Below are 15,881 nucleotides of genomic sequence, written 5' to 3' on the forward strand. Positions count from 1 at the left end.
TAAACTGACTGTCGACCAAACACTACCCGAACGTGAGTGCGAAAGGTGCTGCCGCTCGTTGAATTGCTCCCACTACATTAGGCGCCTGCTCCCGATACTGGGGGTAGCGCTCTAGCACCCCTTCAACAGCCGTAAGCAGGTGCTGAATTCGCTCCTGAGGTCGCTCGACCTCGCATGTCTGCGCGAACTCCAATAGCCCCTGGCGTGAAGCAAACAGTGATTTGTTACCCGCCAGATCCAGCGCCAGAACATCCTCCGGGATGTAGGCCGTTGTGTTGACGATGTCATACGCCGGCGCCAGTCGCGCGTCGCGTTGGGTCGGCTCGGAATAGAGCAAGCCGTAATTTTTCAAATGCGCATCACCATTTCCGACAATACAACTCAACGCGACGCTATCGAATAGCTGGTCCAATGACGATCTGATGTGCACCGCCGGGCAAAATACTCGGACTGCCTTGGCAATCGCTGCGTAGCTTTTGCTGTACTTTTGATCGGCTGAAAGCCCCATCAGCGCCGCCATGTCCTCGAATCCAATCGGGTTGAGCTGATCGTCACGATCAAATCGACGCATGACAAAGAGCTTGGCGTTTTCCGAAAGGTAAAACGGCGGGACGGGGATGCCCGCCTCCTTGGCCATCGACATACAGAGGAACTCGTTGATTGCCAGCCCGGGAAACTCATCACGGCCACTTTTAATAATCAAGTCAGAGGTTTTGGAGGTGACGCGTGGCAAGTCAACTCCTTGATGTTCAGGAACCATGACTTTTGGCTGAACACCTGAAATGCCTGCCCGCAGAATGTAGCGATCCAGCAGGTCGGCAAAAATATCTTCCGTGCCGTCCCACGTCAGAATCTCTTCGAGATTTTCCCCGGCAAATCTCTGCTCCCCCAGCAGCGCATCAACTGCTTCTGAGCGCACGTGAACCCGACCAATGGGTGCACTGCTACCGGAAAGCGCGAGCAACAGAAACGGATCAACATTGGTTGTTTTAGCCAGGCGATTACGCAACTGCTCCAGCACATACCCTTCCGGCAAGTTCATCTGGAAAACAGGATGCAGATCCCGCCGACGGAAATCGTCTAGTCGCACAGGCATCGACAAGCTGATCGCACTTTCGGAGCGCGCATCGTCGTCGTAGCGGAACACAAAATCTGCTGCACTGGCGAAGACCCTCCCGCTATTGCCTTCGGGAGTACTGACGTTCAGCGAGGTCATTTTCATTAGAACATGTCCCCCAGTTCTTCTAGAGTGGGCATGCGGGCTGGAACCACCTCGAACTCACAATCCAGCGCACCCAACACCCGGGCAAACGCGAGCATGCTCACCGACAATGTACCCTTCTCTACAGCAATGACTTTCTGCCGTGTCAAACCGGCGAGTTGAGCGACCTGTGCCTGAGTCAAGCCGCGATTGATGCGCTTTTCGCGTATCTGTTCGCCGAGACGATCTACAAGAAGAGCGTGATCCATGTTCAATATCCGTAACATTTGTCAATAAATGTACCGCATACATAACATTCGCGCGACCCAAAGATTTTATCCTGGGTAACGCCCTATTTCCTGCCCTGCATTCCTGTGACGGGTCAACAGGCGCATGCGACCGACCATTTGCCCGAGCAATCAAACACCGCCCTTGCAGCCACACCCAGCCGATCTATATGATAAGTATTATCATTTGTGATATTTACTCATCCGGCGCTATCAGACCATGTCCTCACCCTCTCAAACCGGCTTTTGCGACGTGGCCGTGCTGTATCGACAACAGCACAGTTGGTTGCAGAACTGGTTACGGCGCCGGCTCAACTGTTCGCAAAGTGCAGCTGACCTGGCACAGGACACCTTCATGCGACTGCTGGCCAAGGAGCAGGTGCCGGAGTTGCATGCGCCACGCACGTTTCTGGCGAAGGTGGCACAAAGCGTTTTATCCAATCATTACCGCCGGCAAAAACTCGAACGCGCTTATCTTGAAGCCCTGGCAGCCATGCCAGAGCTCACCGCACCCAGTCTTGAAACGCAGGCAATCCTGCTGGAAACCCTGATCGCCCTCGATGCTGTACTGGAATGCCTTGAGCGGCCGGTTCGCGAGGCCTTTCTGTGGTCGCAGGTGGATGGGCTGAGCCATGGCGAAATCGCTGAACGGCTCGCCATTTCCATCACCACCGTCAAGCGCTACATCGTCAAAGCGGGCGCTCTGTGCATCATGCTCGATGACAGCCTGGACTTGCAGTGAAGCCGCCCATCCCCGGCGACGTCGCCGAACAAGCCATGCACTGGCATCTGGAACTGCAGGAACGCGACGTCAGCGAAGACACCCTGGCTGCGTGGATGAACTGGCGCCAGGCACACCCCGTTCACGAGCATGCATGGCAGCGTGCCGAAGCATTCTCTCAACGCATGAGCGATATCCGCTCCCCGAACCAGCGCCCGCTGGTCCACGCCGCCCTTCGCCCGACGATGTCGCGGCGCACGGCGATCAAGCAACTCGGTGTATTGATGGCCGCAGGCGCGGGAGCCTGGAGCATGAAGGACGCCGCGCTCCTCCAGGACTTGACCGCCGATTACCACAGTCGAATCGGCGAGCAGCGGCGCATCGCGCTCGCGGACAACACACGCTTACAGCTCAACACCGACAGTGCGATCAACGTGGTGTTCGAACGAGAAGTACGACGCATCAAACTGCTGCGCGGGGAGATATTGATCACCCTGGACAAGATTGCCGACGGCCGTCCCCTGTCGATAGAAACTGCCGAAGGTCGTCTGGATGTCGCGCTGGCACGGTTCAGCGTCCGGCAGCGCTCGGGCATTACACAGGTCAGCGTTTATCAGGGCTCGCTGGTCATTAATCCGTCGGCGCAACGCCAACTGGCAATGACTTTACAGGCGGGCGAGCAGCTCAGCTTCAACGCCCAGGGCCTGATTACCCGTCAAGCCGTGGCACTCACGCCGCCCGCCTGGAGTCAGGGCATGCTGGTTGCCCAGGGGCAGCCACTCCAAGACTTCCTCGATGAACTGAGCCGCTACCGGCGCGGACATCTGGCCTGTGATCCGAGCCTGGCCGACATACGCGTATCAGGCACATTCCCCTTGGCCAACACCGAGCGGATCATTTTCGCCGTCGCCGACACCCTGCAACTCGACGTTCAGCAATTCACCCGCTATTGGGTCACGCTGAAACCCCGGCTGACCTGACACCACTTTTTTTTGCGATTGGGTGGTCCGTTTTCGAATCTCGCGAGACTTAAACCCCAGACACTTATATTCAATGGGGAACAACTCGTGGATTCCACCGCTCGCAACGGCCAGCTCTGGCACTTATCCCTCAAGCAAAAACTGGCCGGCGCCGTGGTTCAAGGTATCGCCTGCATGACGGCAACCACATCATTGATGATTGCGCCGAACTGGGCGCAGGCCGCCGAACAAACGCTGCAGTCGTTCGATATTCCAGCCGGGGCTTTGGCACCTGCGCTGACGCGCTTTGGTCAAACGGCGCACATCCTGCTGTCCTACTCCACCCCGTTGACCGAAGGCCAGACAACGCCAGGGCTTAACGGCCAGTACGACGTGGAGCAAGGCCTGGCGATGCTCCTGGCGGGCACTGGCCTGGAAGCCAGCCGTGGCGCCAACGGCAACTATTCGCTGGTGGCCAGTTCCGGCGATGCGTTGCAGCTGAGCGCGGTGTCCATTTCCGGCAAGGCGCCGGGGTCGACCACCGAAGGCACCGGCCTGTACACCACCTACTCGTCCAGCAGTTCGACCCGGCTCAACCTCACCCCGCGTGAAACCCCGCAGTCGTTGACGGTGATGACTCGCCAACGTCTGGATGACCAGAACCTGACAACCCTGACCGACGCCATGGATGCCACCTCAGGCATCACCGTCGTTCGTGACGGCCTCGGTGCGGAGACTGACACCTACTATTCCCGCGGCTTCGTCATCCAGAACTACGAGATCGACGGCGTGCCCACCAACACGCGTCTGGACAACTACACCCAGAGCATGGCGATGTACGACCGCGTCGAGATCATTCGCGGCGCCACCGGCCTGATCAGCGGCATGGGCAACCCCTCGGCGACCATCAATCTGATTCGCAAGCGCCCGACCGCCGAGGCCCGGGCCAGCATCACCGGTGAAGCCGGTAACTGGGATCGCTACGGCAGCGGCTTCGACGTGTCCGGCCCCCTGACCGAAAGCGGCAACGTGCGTGGCCGCCTGGTGGCGGACTACAAGACCCAGGATGCCTGGATCGACCGCTTCAACCTGCAATCGCAACTGCTCTACGGCATCAGCGAATTCGACCTGAGCGAAGACACCCTGCTGACCATGGGCTTCAGCTACCAGCGCACCGACGTCGACTCGCCGCTGCGCACCGGCTTGCCCTCGCGCTTCAGCACCGGCGAACGCACCGACCTCAAGCGCTCGATCAACGGGGCGCCGGACTGGTCCTATAACGATCACGAACAGACCACGTTCTTCACCTCCATCGAGCAGCAATTCGCCAACGGCTGGAGCGGCAAGATCGAGTACACCCACGCGGAAAACAAATTCGATGAAGCCTTCAACTATGTGATGGGCGATCTCAACAAGGACGGTAGCGGCACTTCACAATTGCCCGTGCGGTTCTCCGGTACGCCAAGGCAGGACAACCTCGACCTGTACGTCACCGGCCCGTTCGGACTGTTTGGTCGCGAGCATGAGTTGATCGGCGGGATGACCCTTTCCAAATACAAGGAAAGTGTTCCGGGCTGGGGCGGCTGGCAATACGACTACGCCTCTTCAGCGGGAGGCGCCATCGACAACCTGTTCACCTGGGACGGCAACTCACCCAAACCCGACTTCGTCGAAAGTGGAAAATCGTCCATGGACGAAACCCAATACGCGGCCTACCTGACCTCACGTTTCAGCGTGACCGACGACCTGAGCCTGATCCTCGGCAGCCGACTGATCGACTGGAAACGCGACACCACGGACCGCCCGTATGGCGCACCCGAAACCGAGGTCAATCGTGAAGAGAACGGCGTGTTCATTCCTTACGCCGGCGTGGTTTACGACCTCAACGACACCTGGTCGGTGTACGCCAGCTACACCAGCATTTTCAGCCCGCAAGCCTCGTGGGTCACAAACGAAGACAACAAACCCCTCGACCCGATGGAAGGCAAGGGCTACGAGATCGGCCTGAAAGGCACGCACCTTGAAGGCAAGCTGAACTCCAGCGTTGCGCTGTTCAAACTGGAGCAGGACAACCTGGCGATCTGGCAACACGACAACGTGTACAGCGCCGAGCAGGACACCACGTCCAAAGGCATCGAGCTGGAGCTCAACGGTGAACTGGCTGAAGGCTGGCAAGCGTCTGCAGGCTATGCCTACTCGGTGACCACCGACGCGGACGACGCCCGCATCAGCACCATGATGCCGCGCAACAGCGTCAAGACGTTCACCAGCTATCGCCTGCACGGCCCGCTGGACAAGCTGACCCTCGGCGGTGGCGTCAACTGGCAGAGCAAAACCGGCAACGACTTGCACACCTTTACCCAAGGCAGCTACGCGATTGCCAACTTGCTGGCGCGCTATGACATCACCCGTAACCTGACGGCGTCGGTGAACGTGAACAACGTGTTTGACCGCGAGTACTACAGCTCCCCAGCCCTGTCGGCCAACTACGGCGCACCGCGCAATATCATGACCAGTTTCAAGTACGACTTCTGATAGCGGCCAACGGGAATGAGCAAGCGCATTGTGCAAACGGTGCGCCGTGCAGATGAATTTTTCTTCACCCCATCGCGCCTCGTCAAACGGTACATTGCCCTCGCTCATTCAAGAAACTACGGTTTGCCCGCCCTCCCGCGGGCTTTTTTTTGCCTGGAGAAAACCAGCTTGTCATTTGAGTTTTACAACCGCTTAGGCAATTCTGGGGCACCCCTCACTTGCGGAGCGCTCCATGTCACTGCTGACCCTCCCCTGCCAACGCCTGACGCTGGCGGTGCTAAGCCCCGACCAGGCAGACCTGGAAAGCGACTTCTACCAACGCAACCAAAAACACCTTGCACCCTGGTCGCCAATTCGTCCGACTGACTATCACTGCGCTGAAAAAACCCGCGGACGGCTTGAAATTCAGGCCAGCGCGTTCAAAGCCGGCCTGGCGGTGCATTTCGCTGTACTGAACAACGACGGCAACCAAATGATCGGGGCCTGCAACTTCAGCAGTATCGTGCGTGGCGCTTTTCAGGCCTGCTACCTGGGTTACCACATCGACGTATCACACGAAGGCCAGGGCCTGATGCGCGAAGCCTTGGTCAGGGCTATCGATTACATGTTTGATGAACAAAACCTGCACCGGATCATGGCCAACTACATCCCCGGCAACGAGCGCAGTGCGCAACTGCTGGAGCGCCTGGGCTTTGAACGAGAGGGATACGCCAAGGCTTTTTTAAGCATCGCCGGGCGCTGGCAAGATCACGTGCTGACCGCGTTGGTCAATCAGCGTTTTGAAACACCGGATCAGCGCTGGACGCGACGTCTCGCCTGAGCATTACCGGCTTGTTCGACGAAGCCTTCTTGCGCAACACATCTCTACCGTGGAAGTGCGCCTGCTTGCGATAACGCATGACCAGCAGAGTGCACGGATGCGTGCTCCACCGGCAGCTCCAACCGTGCTCTCCCGTAAAACGCCAGCGCCGTCAGCAAACACGCCAGCCACACAAAGATCCCGGCCCAGAATGTGTGGGACATGTAGTGCCAGCCCTGCAGGACACGTGTGGTGCCGTAGACGAAGCCCAGCGCCAGCGAGCCGTACATCAGCGCTTTGGAATAGCGCCAGCGATAGCGACGCGCGACGAAGTACAGCGCCAGCATGGTAAAGCCACCCGAGGCATGTCCGCCCGGCCAGCAGCGCCCGTCACCCGCGACTTTCAGCAAGTCGAAATTCTGATACCACTCCTTGTGCTCGATCTTCCCACCGTACTGCGTCGTTTCAATGGGGCAATACACGCTGGTGTGACCCTTGAGGTAGTGGATCACGCCGGTACTGATGGAGAACGCGAACACCACATACAGAAAGTCCCGACGGTGTCTGGTGGCAAACCGCAGCACCGGGCCAACTTTGATCTTCTCCAGGAACGCGATGATTTTCGAATGCTTCTCAGCCTTCAGGCGCGGCCATAAAAACGACAGCAAGGCACCGATGATGGCGATTTCGCCGGTCCAGTTCGGAATGATGCGCGCCCACTTGTGGGTGATTTTTTCGAACCAGTGCACATGGTCCAGCGGGAATGTCTGCGTGACCGGGTCATAGAAAAGATCGTTGAAGGCGATGTCGATTCGGGTCAGGTCGAACAGCAGGAACACCACGACGGCGAGCGCCAGCGGAATACCGAAATTGAAGCCATAGAAGCGCATGGATTTGCTCATTGAGTGGACACCGATTGCCAGTCCGACGCTTCAACGAAACCGAGCATGCGCGGAGCTTTGAACGCTTCAGCCGTGATGAACAAAGACGCGCCATAACCGAGTGTCGAGGCCGGAAGTTTGAGGTCTTTTTCCAGTTGCGACATGCATTCACTGTGGGTAACCAGAATGAGATTTCGACCCGGCACTTTGTGCTTCAGCGCGTCGCGCAGCATGGTGCCCCGGCAATTGATCAGCCAGTCTTCGCCCACGCCCACTTTATTGAACATGTACCCGGCCGTTTGCGCCGTGCGCAGCAACGGGCTGTTGTAGACATCGGCTTTTTCCAGCCCCAACTGCTCGAACCGCGCCCCAACGCTCACTGCGACGCTGCGGGAGCGATCAGTAATGCCGTCGAAACCATTCAGGCACACGGCGCTGGAGTGATCGCAGCGTTCGACGTGGCGCACCAGCACGATCATGTCGCCTTTGGCCCACCCGTCGACCAATGTCCGGGCGCCCGCGACGTTGCCGTGGGACAGGTCCGGCACGGCAGCCGGCGCCAACAGCCATATCGTCAACGGGATGACCAGCAGCGCCGAGGCCAGCACTACGGCGGTGTTTCGATAACGGCTCAGCCAGCCCACATCAATCGAGCGTTTTATCCCGAACAGACTCAGTCTTAATTCCACATCAAGCCGCCCCGTCGGCATGCACCACTTTCATTCGATGCCGCGAGGGTAGAGAGGGCCGCGTCGGCGGGGAGTGAAACGGTTGTGAAAAAAAGCTTAAAGATTGGCTGCGATTTTTTGATCTTCAGTTACCCAACGTGCGGCCGATACACACCTGCTACCCATTTTTGCTGGCTCTCAAAAACAACAATCTTCCAGCCAACCGACGATCAAGACAGACAACGTTCCTGGAGGAATTTGATGAATAGCTGGTTCGGTAACATCAGCGTCAACCTGAAACTGGGCCTGGGTTTTGGCCTGGTCCTGGCGCTGACCTGCGTCCTCGCTCTGACCGGCTGGACCAGCCTTGGCGGGCTGATTGACCGCAGCAACTGGATGAGCGATATCACCCAACTCAACGCCGGCCTGACCAAGCTGCGTGTGGTTCGCCTGCAGTACATGCTGACCAACGGCGACGAAACCGCCGCACAGAATGTACAAACCACGCTTGATGCGTTTTCCGCCCAGCAACAAGCGCTGCTGGCGAAATTCAAGAGCCCGGAAAACCTCAAGCTGCTCAGGGAGCAAGGCGCCGAGATCGATGCCTATAAGACGTCCCTGAACAAAATGCGCAGCGCCTACCGCACCGGCAACAGCGCCCGCGACGCCATGGGCGCCAACGCTGAAACCGCCAACACGCTGATCAACACCCTTTACACCCACGTGCAGCAAATGCCGCTGAGCGATCAGCGCTTTGAACAATTCCTGGCCATCACTGCCGCCAAGGAAGCGTTCCTGCTGGCTCGTTACGAAGTGCGCGGCTACACCGCGACCACCAATGCCGAGACCGAACAAAAAGCCGTCACCCAACTGGACGCGGCGATTGCCAGCCTGAAATCGCTGAATGTGCATTTTGCCGACACCCAACTCGACGCCTTGCGTCAGCTGGAGACCGCGCTGGGCAACTACCGCAACTCTTTGCTGGCCTATAAAAATGCCAGCAACGATGCCGTGCAGGCGCGCAAGGAAATGACCGACCAGGGCGCCGCCATCGTGTCCCTGAGCGATCAGCTGTATCAGATCCAGCTTGACCGCCGCGACATCGAAAGCGCACAAGCCCGCACCCTGCAACTGATCAGCACCTTGCTGGCGTTGCTGGTGGGCGTCATTGCTGCAGTGCTCATCACCCGCCAGATCACCGGTCCGCTGCGGGACACGCTGGCCGTGGTAGAACGCATCGCCAGCGGCGACCTCTCCCAGGACGTCAAGGTCACGCGCCGGGACGAACTCGGCGTGTTACAGCAAGGCATCGCACGGATGGGCGTGACCCTGCGCGACTTGATCAGCGGTATCCGCGATGGCGTCACGCAGATCGCCAGCGCCGCTGAAGAATTGTCCGCCGTGACCGAACAAACCAGCGCCGGTGTAAACAGCCAGAAAATCGAGACCGATCAGGTGGCCACGGCCATGCACGAAATGACCGCCACGGTGCAGGAAGTCGCGCGCAATGCTGAACAAGCCTCCCAGGCGGCAGCGGCTGCTGACGGCGAAGCGCGTGAAGGCGATAAGGTGGTCAGTGAAGCCATTGCGCAGATCGAACGCCTGGCCACCGAAGTGGCGCGCTCCACCGAAGCGATGAGTGTGCTGCAGCAAGAGAGCGACAAGATCGGCAGTGTCATGGACGTGATCAAGGCCGTCGCCGAACAGACCAACCTGCTGGCCCTCAACGCCGCCATCGAAGCCGCCCGCGCCGGTGAAGCCGGTCGTGGTTTCGCCGTGGTGGCCGACGAAGTGCGGGGCCTGGCCCAACGCACACAGAAATCCACCGAGGAAATCGAAGGCCTGGTCGCCGGTTTGCAGAACGGTACCCAGCAAGTGTCGACTGTGATGCACAACAGCCGCACCCTGACCGACAGCAGCGTCGCACTGACGCGCAAGGCCGGCCTGTCACTGGAGAACATCACCCGTACGGTGTCGAATATCCAGTCGATGAACCAGCAGATCGCCGCGGCTGCCGAACAGCAAAGCGCCGTCGCCGAAGAGATCAGCCGCAGCATCGTCAACGTGCGCGACGTCTCCGAACAGACCGCCGCCGCCAGCGATGAAACGGCAAAGTCGAGCGTTGAACTGGCGCGTTTGGGTGGTCAGTTGCAACAGATGGTGAGCCACTTCCGCGTTTGATCGCGCATTGGGGCCAACTGATAGATCGATTCGCGAGCAAGCCCGCTTCCACAGGTTCGTGGAAGCAGGCTTGCTACGGGCGGCATTCCGACGATGGCGAATTTACTGTTTGCCTGCGTGTTCATGCATCCCACGGATTGATCACTTCGACTCCGGAAAACTCGAAGTCCCGCACATTACGCGTGGCAATCGAAGCGCCATGACTCAGGCAAATGGCGGCAATTTGCGCATCAGCCATGGCCGCCGTTCGCCCCTTCGCTTCGGCGCCTGCGGCCAGCGTCGCGTATGCGACGGCAGCATGAGCATCAAACGGCAATATCCTTCCCACGAAGTCCTCTTCAAACATTGCCATCGCATGAGACTCAAGCTTCTGTTTGCGCTTGCCGGACGGCAGACGCGCAATGCCGTGAAGAATCTCAGCCACTGTGATGGCGCTGATCGCCAGTTCCAGCGTCGGTTGCGCATCGACCCAATCCAGAACCTTTGCATCGGGTTCAACGCGCATGAACTCAGATAGAACATTGGTATCGAGCACTATCATTCAGAGAAGTCCACCGCAGCAGCCTTTTCTGATCGCTCTGGCAGCTCGAGGTCCAATCCACCGACAGCGCTGAATCTATTGTGGATCCGGCTTCCAAGTCCACCGGAGCGATCAACAGTTGCCAAGGCCCGGCCAAGAATCAGGCGAGCCTCTTCTTCCATGGAATGTCCGTTATGCGCCGCCGTGATACGCAATTGCTCCTTGAGCGCCTCATCAAGGTTTCGAATGGTGATGCTGGCCATAACGCCTCCTGCCATCAATGAAATCATTGATTGCAGGCTAGCACACCCTCTCTTGCCAATATCGGGCAATCTCCCGAACGGCCAGTCTGCTTTTAGCGAGTCCCGCGCTGGCGCAACGCCGACGGCATGAAATACGCGTCCTCCGGAATCGGCTGGGCGAAATCCACGGTGGCGGGTTCTTCGTTATCCAGGTTCTGCACGTAGTAGCGGCGCGCCTGCAAGTCGTGGAACACGTCCAGTGCACTCCAGGTGGTCGGCAGGTCGTAGAAGTTTTTCAGGTAACCCATCGACACCCGCCACAACTCCCCTCGTCCGTCGTATTGATCCACCAGGGCAGCGCCCCAGCTGTCTTCGTCCAGAAACAGCACACGCTTGGAATAAATGTGCCGCGAGCCGGGCTTGAGCGTGCCTTCGACCACCCAGACCCGATGCAGCTCGTAACGGGTGTATTTCGGGTTGAGATGGCCGGGTGTCAGCAATTCCGCGTATTTCACATCAGGGCTGCCGACCTTGTAACTGTTGTAGGGAATGTAGATCTCTTGCTTGCCCTTGAGCTTCCAGTCGTAGCGATCCGGCGAGCCGTTGAACAGGTCGGTATCGTCGGCGGTACGCAGGCCGTCGGACGAGGCGATTGGCGTGTCATAAGCGAGGTTGGGCGCACGTCGCACGCGACGTTGGCCGGCGTCGTAGATCCAGGCCTGACGCGGGTCCTTGAGCTGGTCCAGGGTCTCATGGATCAGCGCCGCACCACCGGCAAGACGGGCCGGGCTCTTAACAAAGGCCAGGTAGTAAAAGAGGATGTTTTTCAGGTCCGCAAATTGCCCGCCTGGGCGGTAATAATTGAATAGCGCTTCCTGCTGCGAGGTCACCAACGCGAAGCTGCCATTGCGCTGCACCGGTGCTTCGGACGCGCGACGGACCACGTAGATGCCGCGATAGCGGGTGATGTGGTTCCACAGTGCTTCAACCCCATCCTTGGGCACCGGAAACGGCACGCCGCCATAGGCATCGGCAAAACCGGTGCCGCCGTCGAGCAGCTTCGCCGACGTAGCATTCTTGAACGTGTTGTCGTACAGCCACTGCGGCGCCGAGCCCGAACGGCGAGAGGGGTAGATCGGCATCTGGAAGGTGTCGGGGTAACTGTTGAACAGCGCAATCTGGCCGGCGCTGAGATGGGCTTTGTATTGCTCCAGGTTGGCCTTGGTGATGGTGAACAACGGCTTGTCTGCCGCATACGGATCAAGATGATGCTTGCCAGGCGTATAGCCCTTGGGCGCCTGGGTAATGCCACCGTCCCACGCCGGAATGGTGCCGGCCGCGTTGCCCACGCGTTCGGCGCCCAGCGGGGTCAGCGTGGTTTTCAGTTGCTGCGCTTCCTGGGGCGTAATCGCCGCCAGCGCGCTGCCGGCCGCCAGACTCAGGACCAGTGACAGTGTGGTTTTAATCAGTCGTGACGTAGGAAACATGAACGTTCTCCGAAATGGAAACCTGTGGGAGCGCAGCACTTACAGGAAGTACTTGAGGTTGAAGCCGACGTTGTCTCGGTCGCGAATACCGTTGTTCTGGCCACCGCCGTAGAACTCGGTGTACTGCAGCTCGGCTTCCAGCTTGTTCTGGTAGTTGGCCTTGATCCCGAGGGTGTAAGCCTTGCGCCCCTCGATGGTGTTGCCCGCCTGATAACTGTTGCCCTTGAAGTCGTCCTTGTAGACGACGTAGGGCGAGACGTTGACCCCGGCGTACACATCGTTCCAGGTGCCGTTGACCATCGCGGTATAGCTGTAGGAATCGCGGTTGACCTGATCGCCACGATCACCTCCGGACACGTAGGAATAGTTACCGGTGCCCGCGTAGTAACGGGTGCTGCCGTCATACGCGGTGTAATGCAGGCTGCTGCCGCGCAGGTGCTCGGACGCCAGTTCGAACACCCCGAACATCGAGTCGAACGACAGGCCCGGGCCGAAGTTGTAGATGGTGCCCAGGGAGGTGTTGAACGCCTCGACCCGCTCCGCGTTGTTGATCTGGCTGTCGAGCGTGACCATCTGCCCGCCAATGTTGATGGTCTGCCCACCAGCCGCTGCAGCAGCGCCATTGGCCAGGTCGCCGATCAGGTCATTGGTTGCCGCGACACCGATAGGCAGGTTCGGCCGATAAGCCACTTCACCGAACACCGACGCCTGACCCACCGTGGTGTTGAAGCTGAAGCCATACATGCGAATGTCTTCGGCATAGCGACGATGCGCCTGAATATTGCCCAGCACATCCGCCGTCGCCAGACCGTTGGCGAGTTGCCCGGCCTGACTGCCGGCGACACCGGACAACAGGTTGGTCAGGGCGGCCATGTCGATCCCCTGATAACCGCCCAGATCGGCGGAGATGGTCGGTTCCTTGGCGTGGTAATTGACCATGTACAGACCGAACTCGGTACTGTTGAGTGCTTCCGCGATGTAGCGAAAGGCAAAGCCGAACTGGCCGTCGTTGCGGGCGTTGTAATCCTTGCCGACCGAGGCGACCTTGAGGGTATTGCCGAAGGACGGGGTCACGCCGTTGGCGTACAGGCCAGTCGTGCTCAGGGCCTGGTTAAGCAATGGGTTGTTGCCCAATGCGGTGTACAGATCGATCACATTGCCGAAGCCCGGTACCGGTGTGTCCAGCGCGGTGCCGGTGAAGTTGTTGTAAGCGGTGTTGCCGCCATCGGCGAACAAGTCGGTCTGGGAATAGAACGTGCCGACCGGATCGATGCGGGTCTCCTTCCAGTTGGTCTGATAAAAACTTTCCACCGTCAGGGAATCGGTCAGGCCGATGTTGAAGCTGAGCGCTTCCACCGGTATCAGCACTTCCTTGACCTCGGCGCCCGGCAAGCGGTACTTGGCGGCGTCCACCGGGTTCGTGGTGTTGATCCCGCCGCGGTAGAAAATGCCCTCGCCCCAGTTGAACACCTGGCGCCCGACCCGCGCCGTGACCGGCATCGACGCTACGTCCCAATTGCCATAGAGGTAGGCGTCGAGCATCTCAATCCGGTTACCGGCGATGTCGCGGGTCTGGTCGGTGAAATGGTTGTCCTGCGGGTAACTCTGGCTCGGCTGCGAAGGGCTGTTGTTGCGGTAATAATCGTTGCGCTTATCCATCAGCTGGGTGTCGTAAAACGCCGTGCCACGCATGAACAACCCGTAGTTCTGGTAGTTGGCTTCCAGCTCCGACGTGATCTTGTACACCTCGGAAACCAGCCCGGTATCGAAGTTGCGATTGCCGTCGTTGGTGTTGACGTCATCATTGGTCTTGTCCCGCCCCTGCACCCGCCACAAGCGCCCGTAAGACAAGGTACTGTCGAACGAGCCGGTGACCTGCTGGTCCAGCACGCTGAACTCCACCGCCTGCACCCCTTCGACCGCGCACAGTTGCAGCAGTCCTGCCAGGCCCACGCCGGGTATTGCCGCGCCGGACAGGCGCAGTCGAGTCCTCATCATCTTTCTCCCTTCCCTGATCTTGTTTTTGTTTGCCTGGACAGCGACGCCGCAACGACTACGGCACCAGTCCCGCGCTGACGTAAATCCGGCTGTGCGCACCGAAATGCCCGAGTAACCTGAACAGCTGCTGATTGAGAGCCGGATGGTTGTAGTCTTCGCGCTGGACCTGATTGCCGGCGCTGAAATCGGTGGTGACCGGCGCTGTTTCCAGCCACTGCCCAATGGCCTCATCAAACGCAGCGGACTGTTCAGCGGACTGTGCGCTGACCACCTCGCGCAAGTAATCCACCGAGTAAGGCGGGTAACTGGCGTCCTCTGTGAGATTGACGTAGGCCTCCAGCATCGGGTGTGCCTGACCGGCCCGCAGCAAACGACGGAGCCAGGCGGACTGATACTTTTCCACTTCCATATGGCGGGTGGCGACACGCTCGATGGCCGCGTGTTTGTCGCTGTCAAAACCCGCCAGGGCCTTGCCTTCCATCATCAGCATGCTAGCGAGCTCTACGCCTGGCAGCGGTTTGGCGTGATACGGCTGGGTCAGGTCCTGAATGTGGTGCAGGCCCCAGCCGAGAAAGCGATAACCCCAATACGGATGACCCGTGGCGAACGCCAGGCGCGCCAGGCCCATGTACTGATAGGCACGCCAGTCCGGCCAGCTGCGCTGCAGGAAATCGGCGGCGGCGTACACCACCGCGTTCTCATGGAAGAAGCCCATGTGGAAGGGCGCTTGGGAACTGTATTGAAAACGCGGATCACCGAAAGGCTGTGGGCCGAAGCCATACCGCCCGGCAACCTCGCCAGGGTTGTCGCTGAACAGGTTGATGTCGTGACCGTAATCCGGCTCGTCGGCGGCACTGGCCAGCACCGCCAGGGCCGATACTTTTTCGCCGTGTGCCACGCGGATAAAACGCTGGCGATTCCAGGGCGAGAGGGTCTGCTCGACCATCACCTGCTCGGCTTTCAAGTGTTCGCGTTCTGGCAAATCCTTGCCCGGCATCGGCTGGATAACCATGGCCAGATGAATCTTCGGGTTGATGCGCAGGGCGTTGAGGAATGCCTGTTGCAGATGATCCCCTGGCACGGCGGGCAGCTTGAGGCTGTCGGGGCGTGGCGGGTATTGAGCGAAGTGCTGACGGGCGAAGCGCTCCTGTTCTTCCAGCAACTCGGCTACCGCGCCATATTGCTGAGCGAGAAACTGTTCCAGGGTTTCGACGTCCACCCGGGGTGCTTCGCGCAAAGCGGGCAGGTCTTGCAAGGCCAGGTAGCTGCCCACCGTGTGATTGGACCAACCCCAAGCCGCCGGAGCCGTTCCACACAGCAGTAGCAGGAAAAATGTCAGCTTCATCGCTTTTAATTCTTATTGGATGTGCAGTGGGTTGAGCCTAACAACCGCCCCCACCCC

General features: G+C 59.2%; 14 protein-coding genes and 1 pseudogene. 6 read left to right on the top strand and 9 right to left on the bottom strand.

From position 1 onward, the window contains the following. Window positions 1–22: 22 nt before the first annotated feature. Window positions 23–1,222, bottom strand: coding sequence for a type II toxin-antitoxin system HipA family toxin (locus tag H7698_RS11590; protein WP_194691446.1), 1,200 nt, complete (start codon window positions 1,220–1,222; stop codon window positions 23–25). Further along, window positions 1,222–1,470, bottom strand: coding sequence for a helix-turn-helix transcriptional regulator (locus H7698_RS11595; RefSeq protein WP_194691447.1), 249 nt, complete (start codon window positions 1,468–1,470; stop codon window positions 1,222–1,224). Before H7698_RS11595 ends, H7698_RS11590 begins: the two co-directional genes overlap by 1 nt. A gap of 238 nt (window positions 1,471–1,708) precedes the next feature. On the opposite strand from H7698_RS11595, the gene H7698_RS11600 reads away from it, so the two are divergent. From H7698_RS11600 to rimJ, 4 genes are all read left to right on the top strand, one after another. Then, the gene (locus H7698_RS11600; protein ID WP_194691448.1) at window positions 1,709–2,230 is read left to right on the top strand and encodes a sigma-70 family RNA polymerase sigma factor; all 522 of its coding nucleotides are present in this window, start codon (window positions 1,709–1,711) and stop codon (window positions 2,228–2,230) included. Further along, the gene (locus H7698_RS11605; protein WP_328803730.1) at window positions 2,227–3,189 is read left to right on the top strand and encodes a FecR domain-containing protein; all 963 of its coding nucleotides are present in this window, start codon (window positions 2,227–2,229) and stop codon (window positions 3,187–3,189) included. The genes H7698_RS11600 and H7698_RS11605 overlap by 4 nt, the downstream gene beginning before the upstream one ends. Before the next feature lie 174 nt (window positions 3,190–3,363). Further along, on the top strand, window positions 3,364–5,703 hold the full coding sequence (locus H7698_RS11610) for a TonB-dependent siderophore receptor (protein WP_194691485.1): 2,340 nt from the start codon (window positions 3,364–3,366) through the stop codon (window positions 5,701–5,703). 232 nt (window positions 5,704–5,935) lie between these two features. Beyond that, window positions 5,936–6,523: a ribosomal protein S5-alanine N-acetyltransferase gene (gene rimJ / locus H7698_RS11615; RefSeq protein ID WP_162437877.1), complete on the top strand. Its 588-nt coding sequence runs from the start codon at window positions 5,936–5,938 to the stop codon at window positions 6,521–6,523. Between the two features lie 44 nt (window positions 6,524–6,567). Here the strand turns inward: rimJ and H7698_RS11620 are convergent, their stop codons facing one another. Beyond that, on the bottom strand, window positions 6,568–7,404 hold the full coding sequence (locus H7698_RS11620) for a phosphatase PAP2 family protein (protein ID WP_235992791.1): 837 nt from the start codon (window positions 7,402–7,404) through the stop codon (window positions 6,568–6,570). Further along, window positions 7,401–8,072 carry a histidine phosphatase family protein gene (locus H7698_RS11625; protein ID WP_194691449.1) on the bottom strand — a complete coding sequence of 224 codons (672 nt, stop codon included), beginning with the start codon at window positions 8,070–8,072 and terminating at the stop codon, window positions 7,401–7,403. The genes H7698_RS11620 and H7698_RS11625 overlap by 4 nt, the downstream gene beginning before the upstream one ends. A 375-nt stretch (window positions 8,073–8,447) precedes the next feature. On the opposite strand from H7698_RS11625, the pseudogene H7698_RS31840 reads away from it, so the two are divergent. Then, window positions 8,448–9,326 (top strand): annotated as a pseudogene (locus tag H7698_RS31840) (methyl-accepting chemotaxis protein); the annotation flags it as partial. A gap of 201 nt (window positions 9,327–9,527) precedes the next feature. Next, window positions 9,528–10,232: a methyl-accepting chemotaxis protein gene (locus H7698_RS31845; protein WP_442966286.1), complete on the top strand. Its 705-nt coding sequence runs from the start codon at window positions 9,528–9,530 to the stop codon at window positions 10,230–10,232. A 121-nt stretch (window positions 10,233–10,353) separates the two neighbouring features. On the opposite strand, the gene H7698_RS11635 is transcribed toward H7698_RS31845, so the two are convergent. The 5 genes from H7698_RS11635 to H7698_RS11655 form a co-directional block, all read right to left on the bottom strand. Further along, window positions 10,354–10,773 carry a type II toxin-antitoxin system VapC family toxin gene (locus tag H7698_RS11635; protein WP_194691451.1) on the bottom strand — a complete coding sequence of 140 codons (420 nt, stop codon included), beginning with the start codon at window positions 10,771–10,773 and terminating at the stop codon, window positions 10,354–10,356. Beyond that, window positions 10,770–11,015 carry a FitA-like ribbon-helix-helix domain-containing protein gene (locus tag H7698_RS11640; protein WP_162437873.1) on the bottom strand — a complete coding sequence of 82 codons (246 nt, stop codon included), beginning with the start codon at window positions 11,013–11,015 and terminating at the stop codon, window positions 10,770–10,772. The genes H7698_RS11635 and H7698_RS11640 overlap by 4 nt, the downstream gene beginning before the upstream one ends. Window positions 11,016–11,107: 92 nt before the next feature. Next, on the bottom strand, window positions 11,108–12,481 hold the full coding sequence (locus H7698_RS11645; RefSeq protein WP_194691452.1) for a DUF1329 domain-containing protein: 1,374 nt from the start codon (window positions 12,479–12,481) through the stop codon (window positions 11,108–11,110). A gap of 39 nt (window positions 12,482–12,520) precedes the next feature. After that, complete coding sequence (locus H7698_RS11650; protein ID WP_162437871.1) at window positions 12,521–14,479, bottom strand: DUF1302 domain-containing protein; 1,959 nt, start codon at window positions 14,477–14,479, stop codon at window positions 12,521–12,523. A gap of 55 nt (window positions 14,480–14,534) precedes the next feature. Beyond that, window positions 14,535–15,824, bottom strand: a complete 1,290-nt coding sequence (locus tag H7698_RS11655; protein ID WP_194691453.1) for a phospholipase — start codon at window positions 15,822–15,824, stop codon at window positions 14,535–14,537. Window positions 15,825–15,881: the final 57 nt, after the last annotated feature.

Origin of the sequence: Pseudomonas sp. p50(2008) (assembly GCF_015351605.1) — a bacterium.
Lineage (GTDB): Bacteria > Pseudomonadota > Gammaproteobacteria > Pseudomonadales > Pseudomonadaceae > Aquipseudomonas.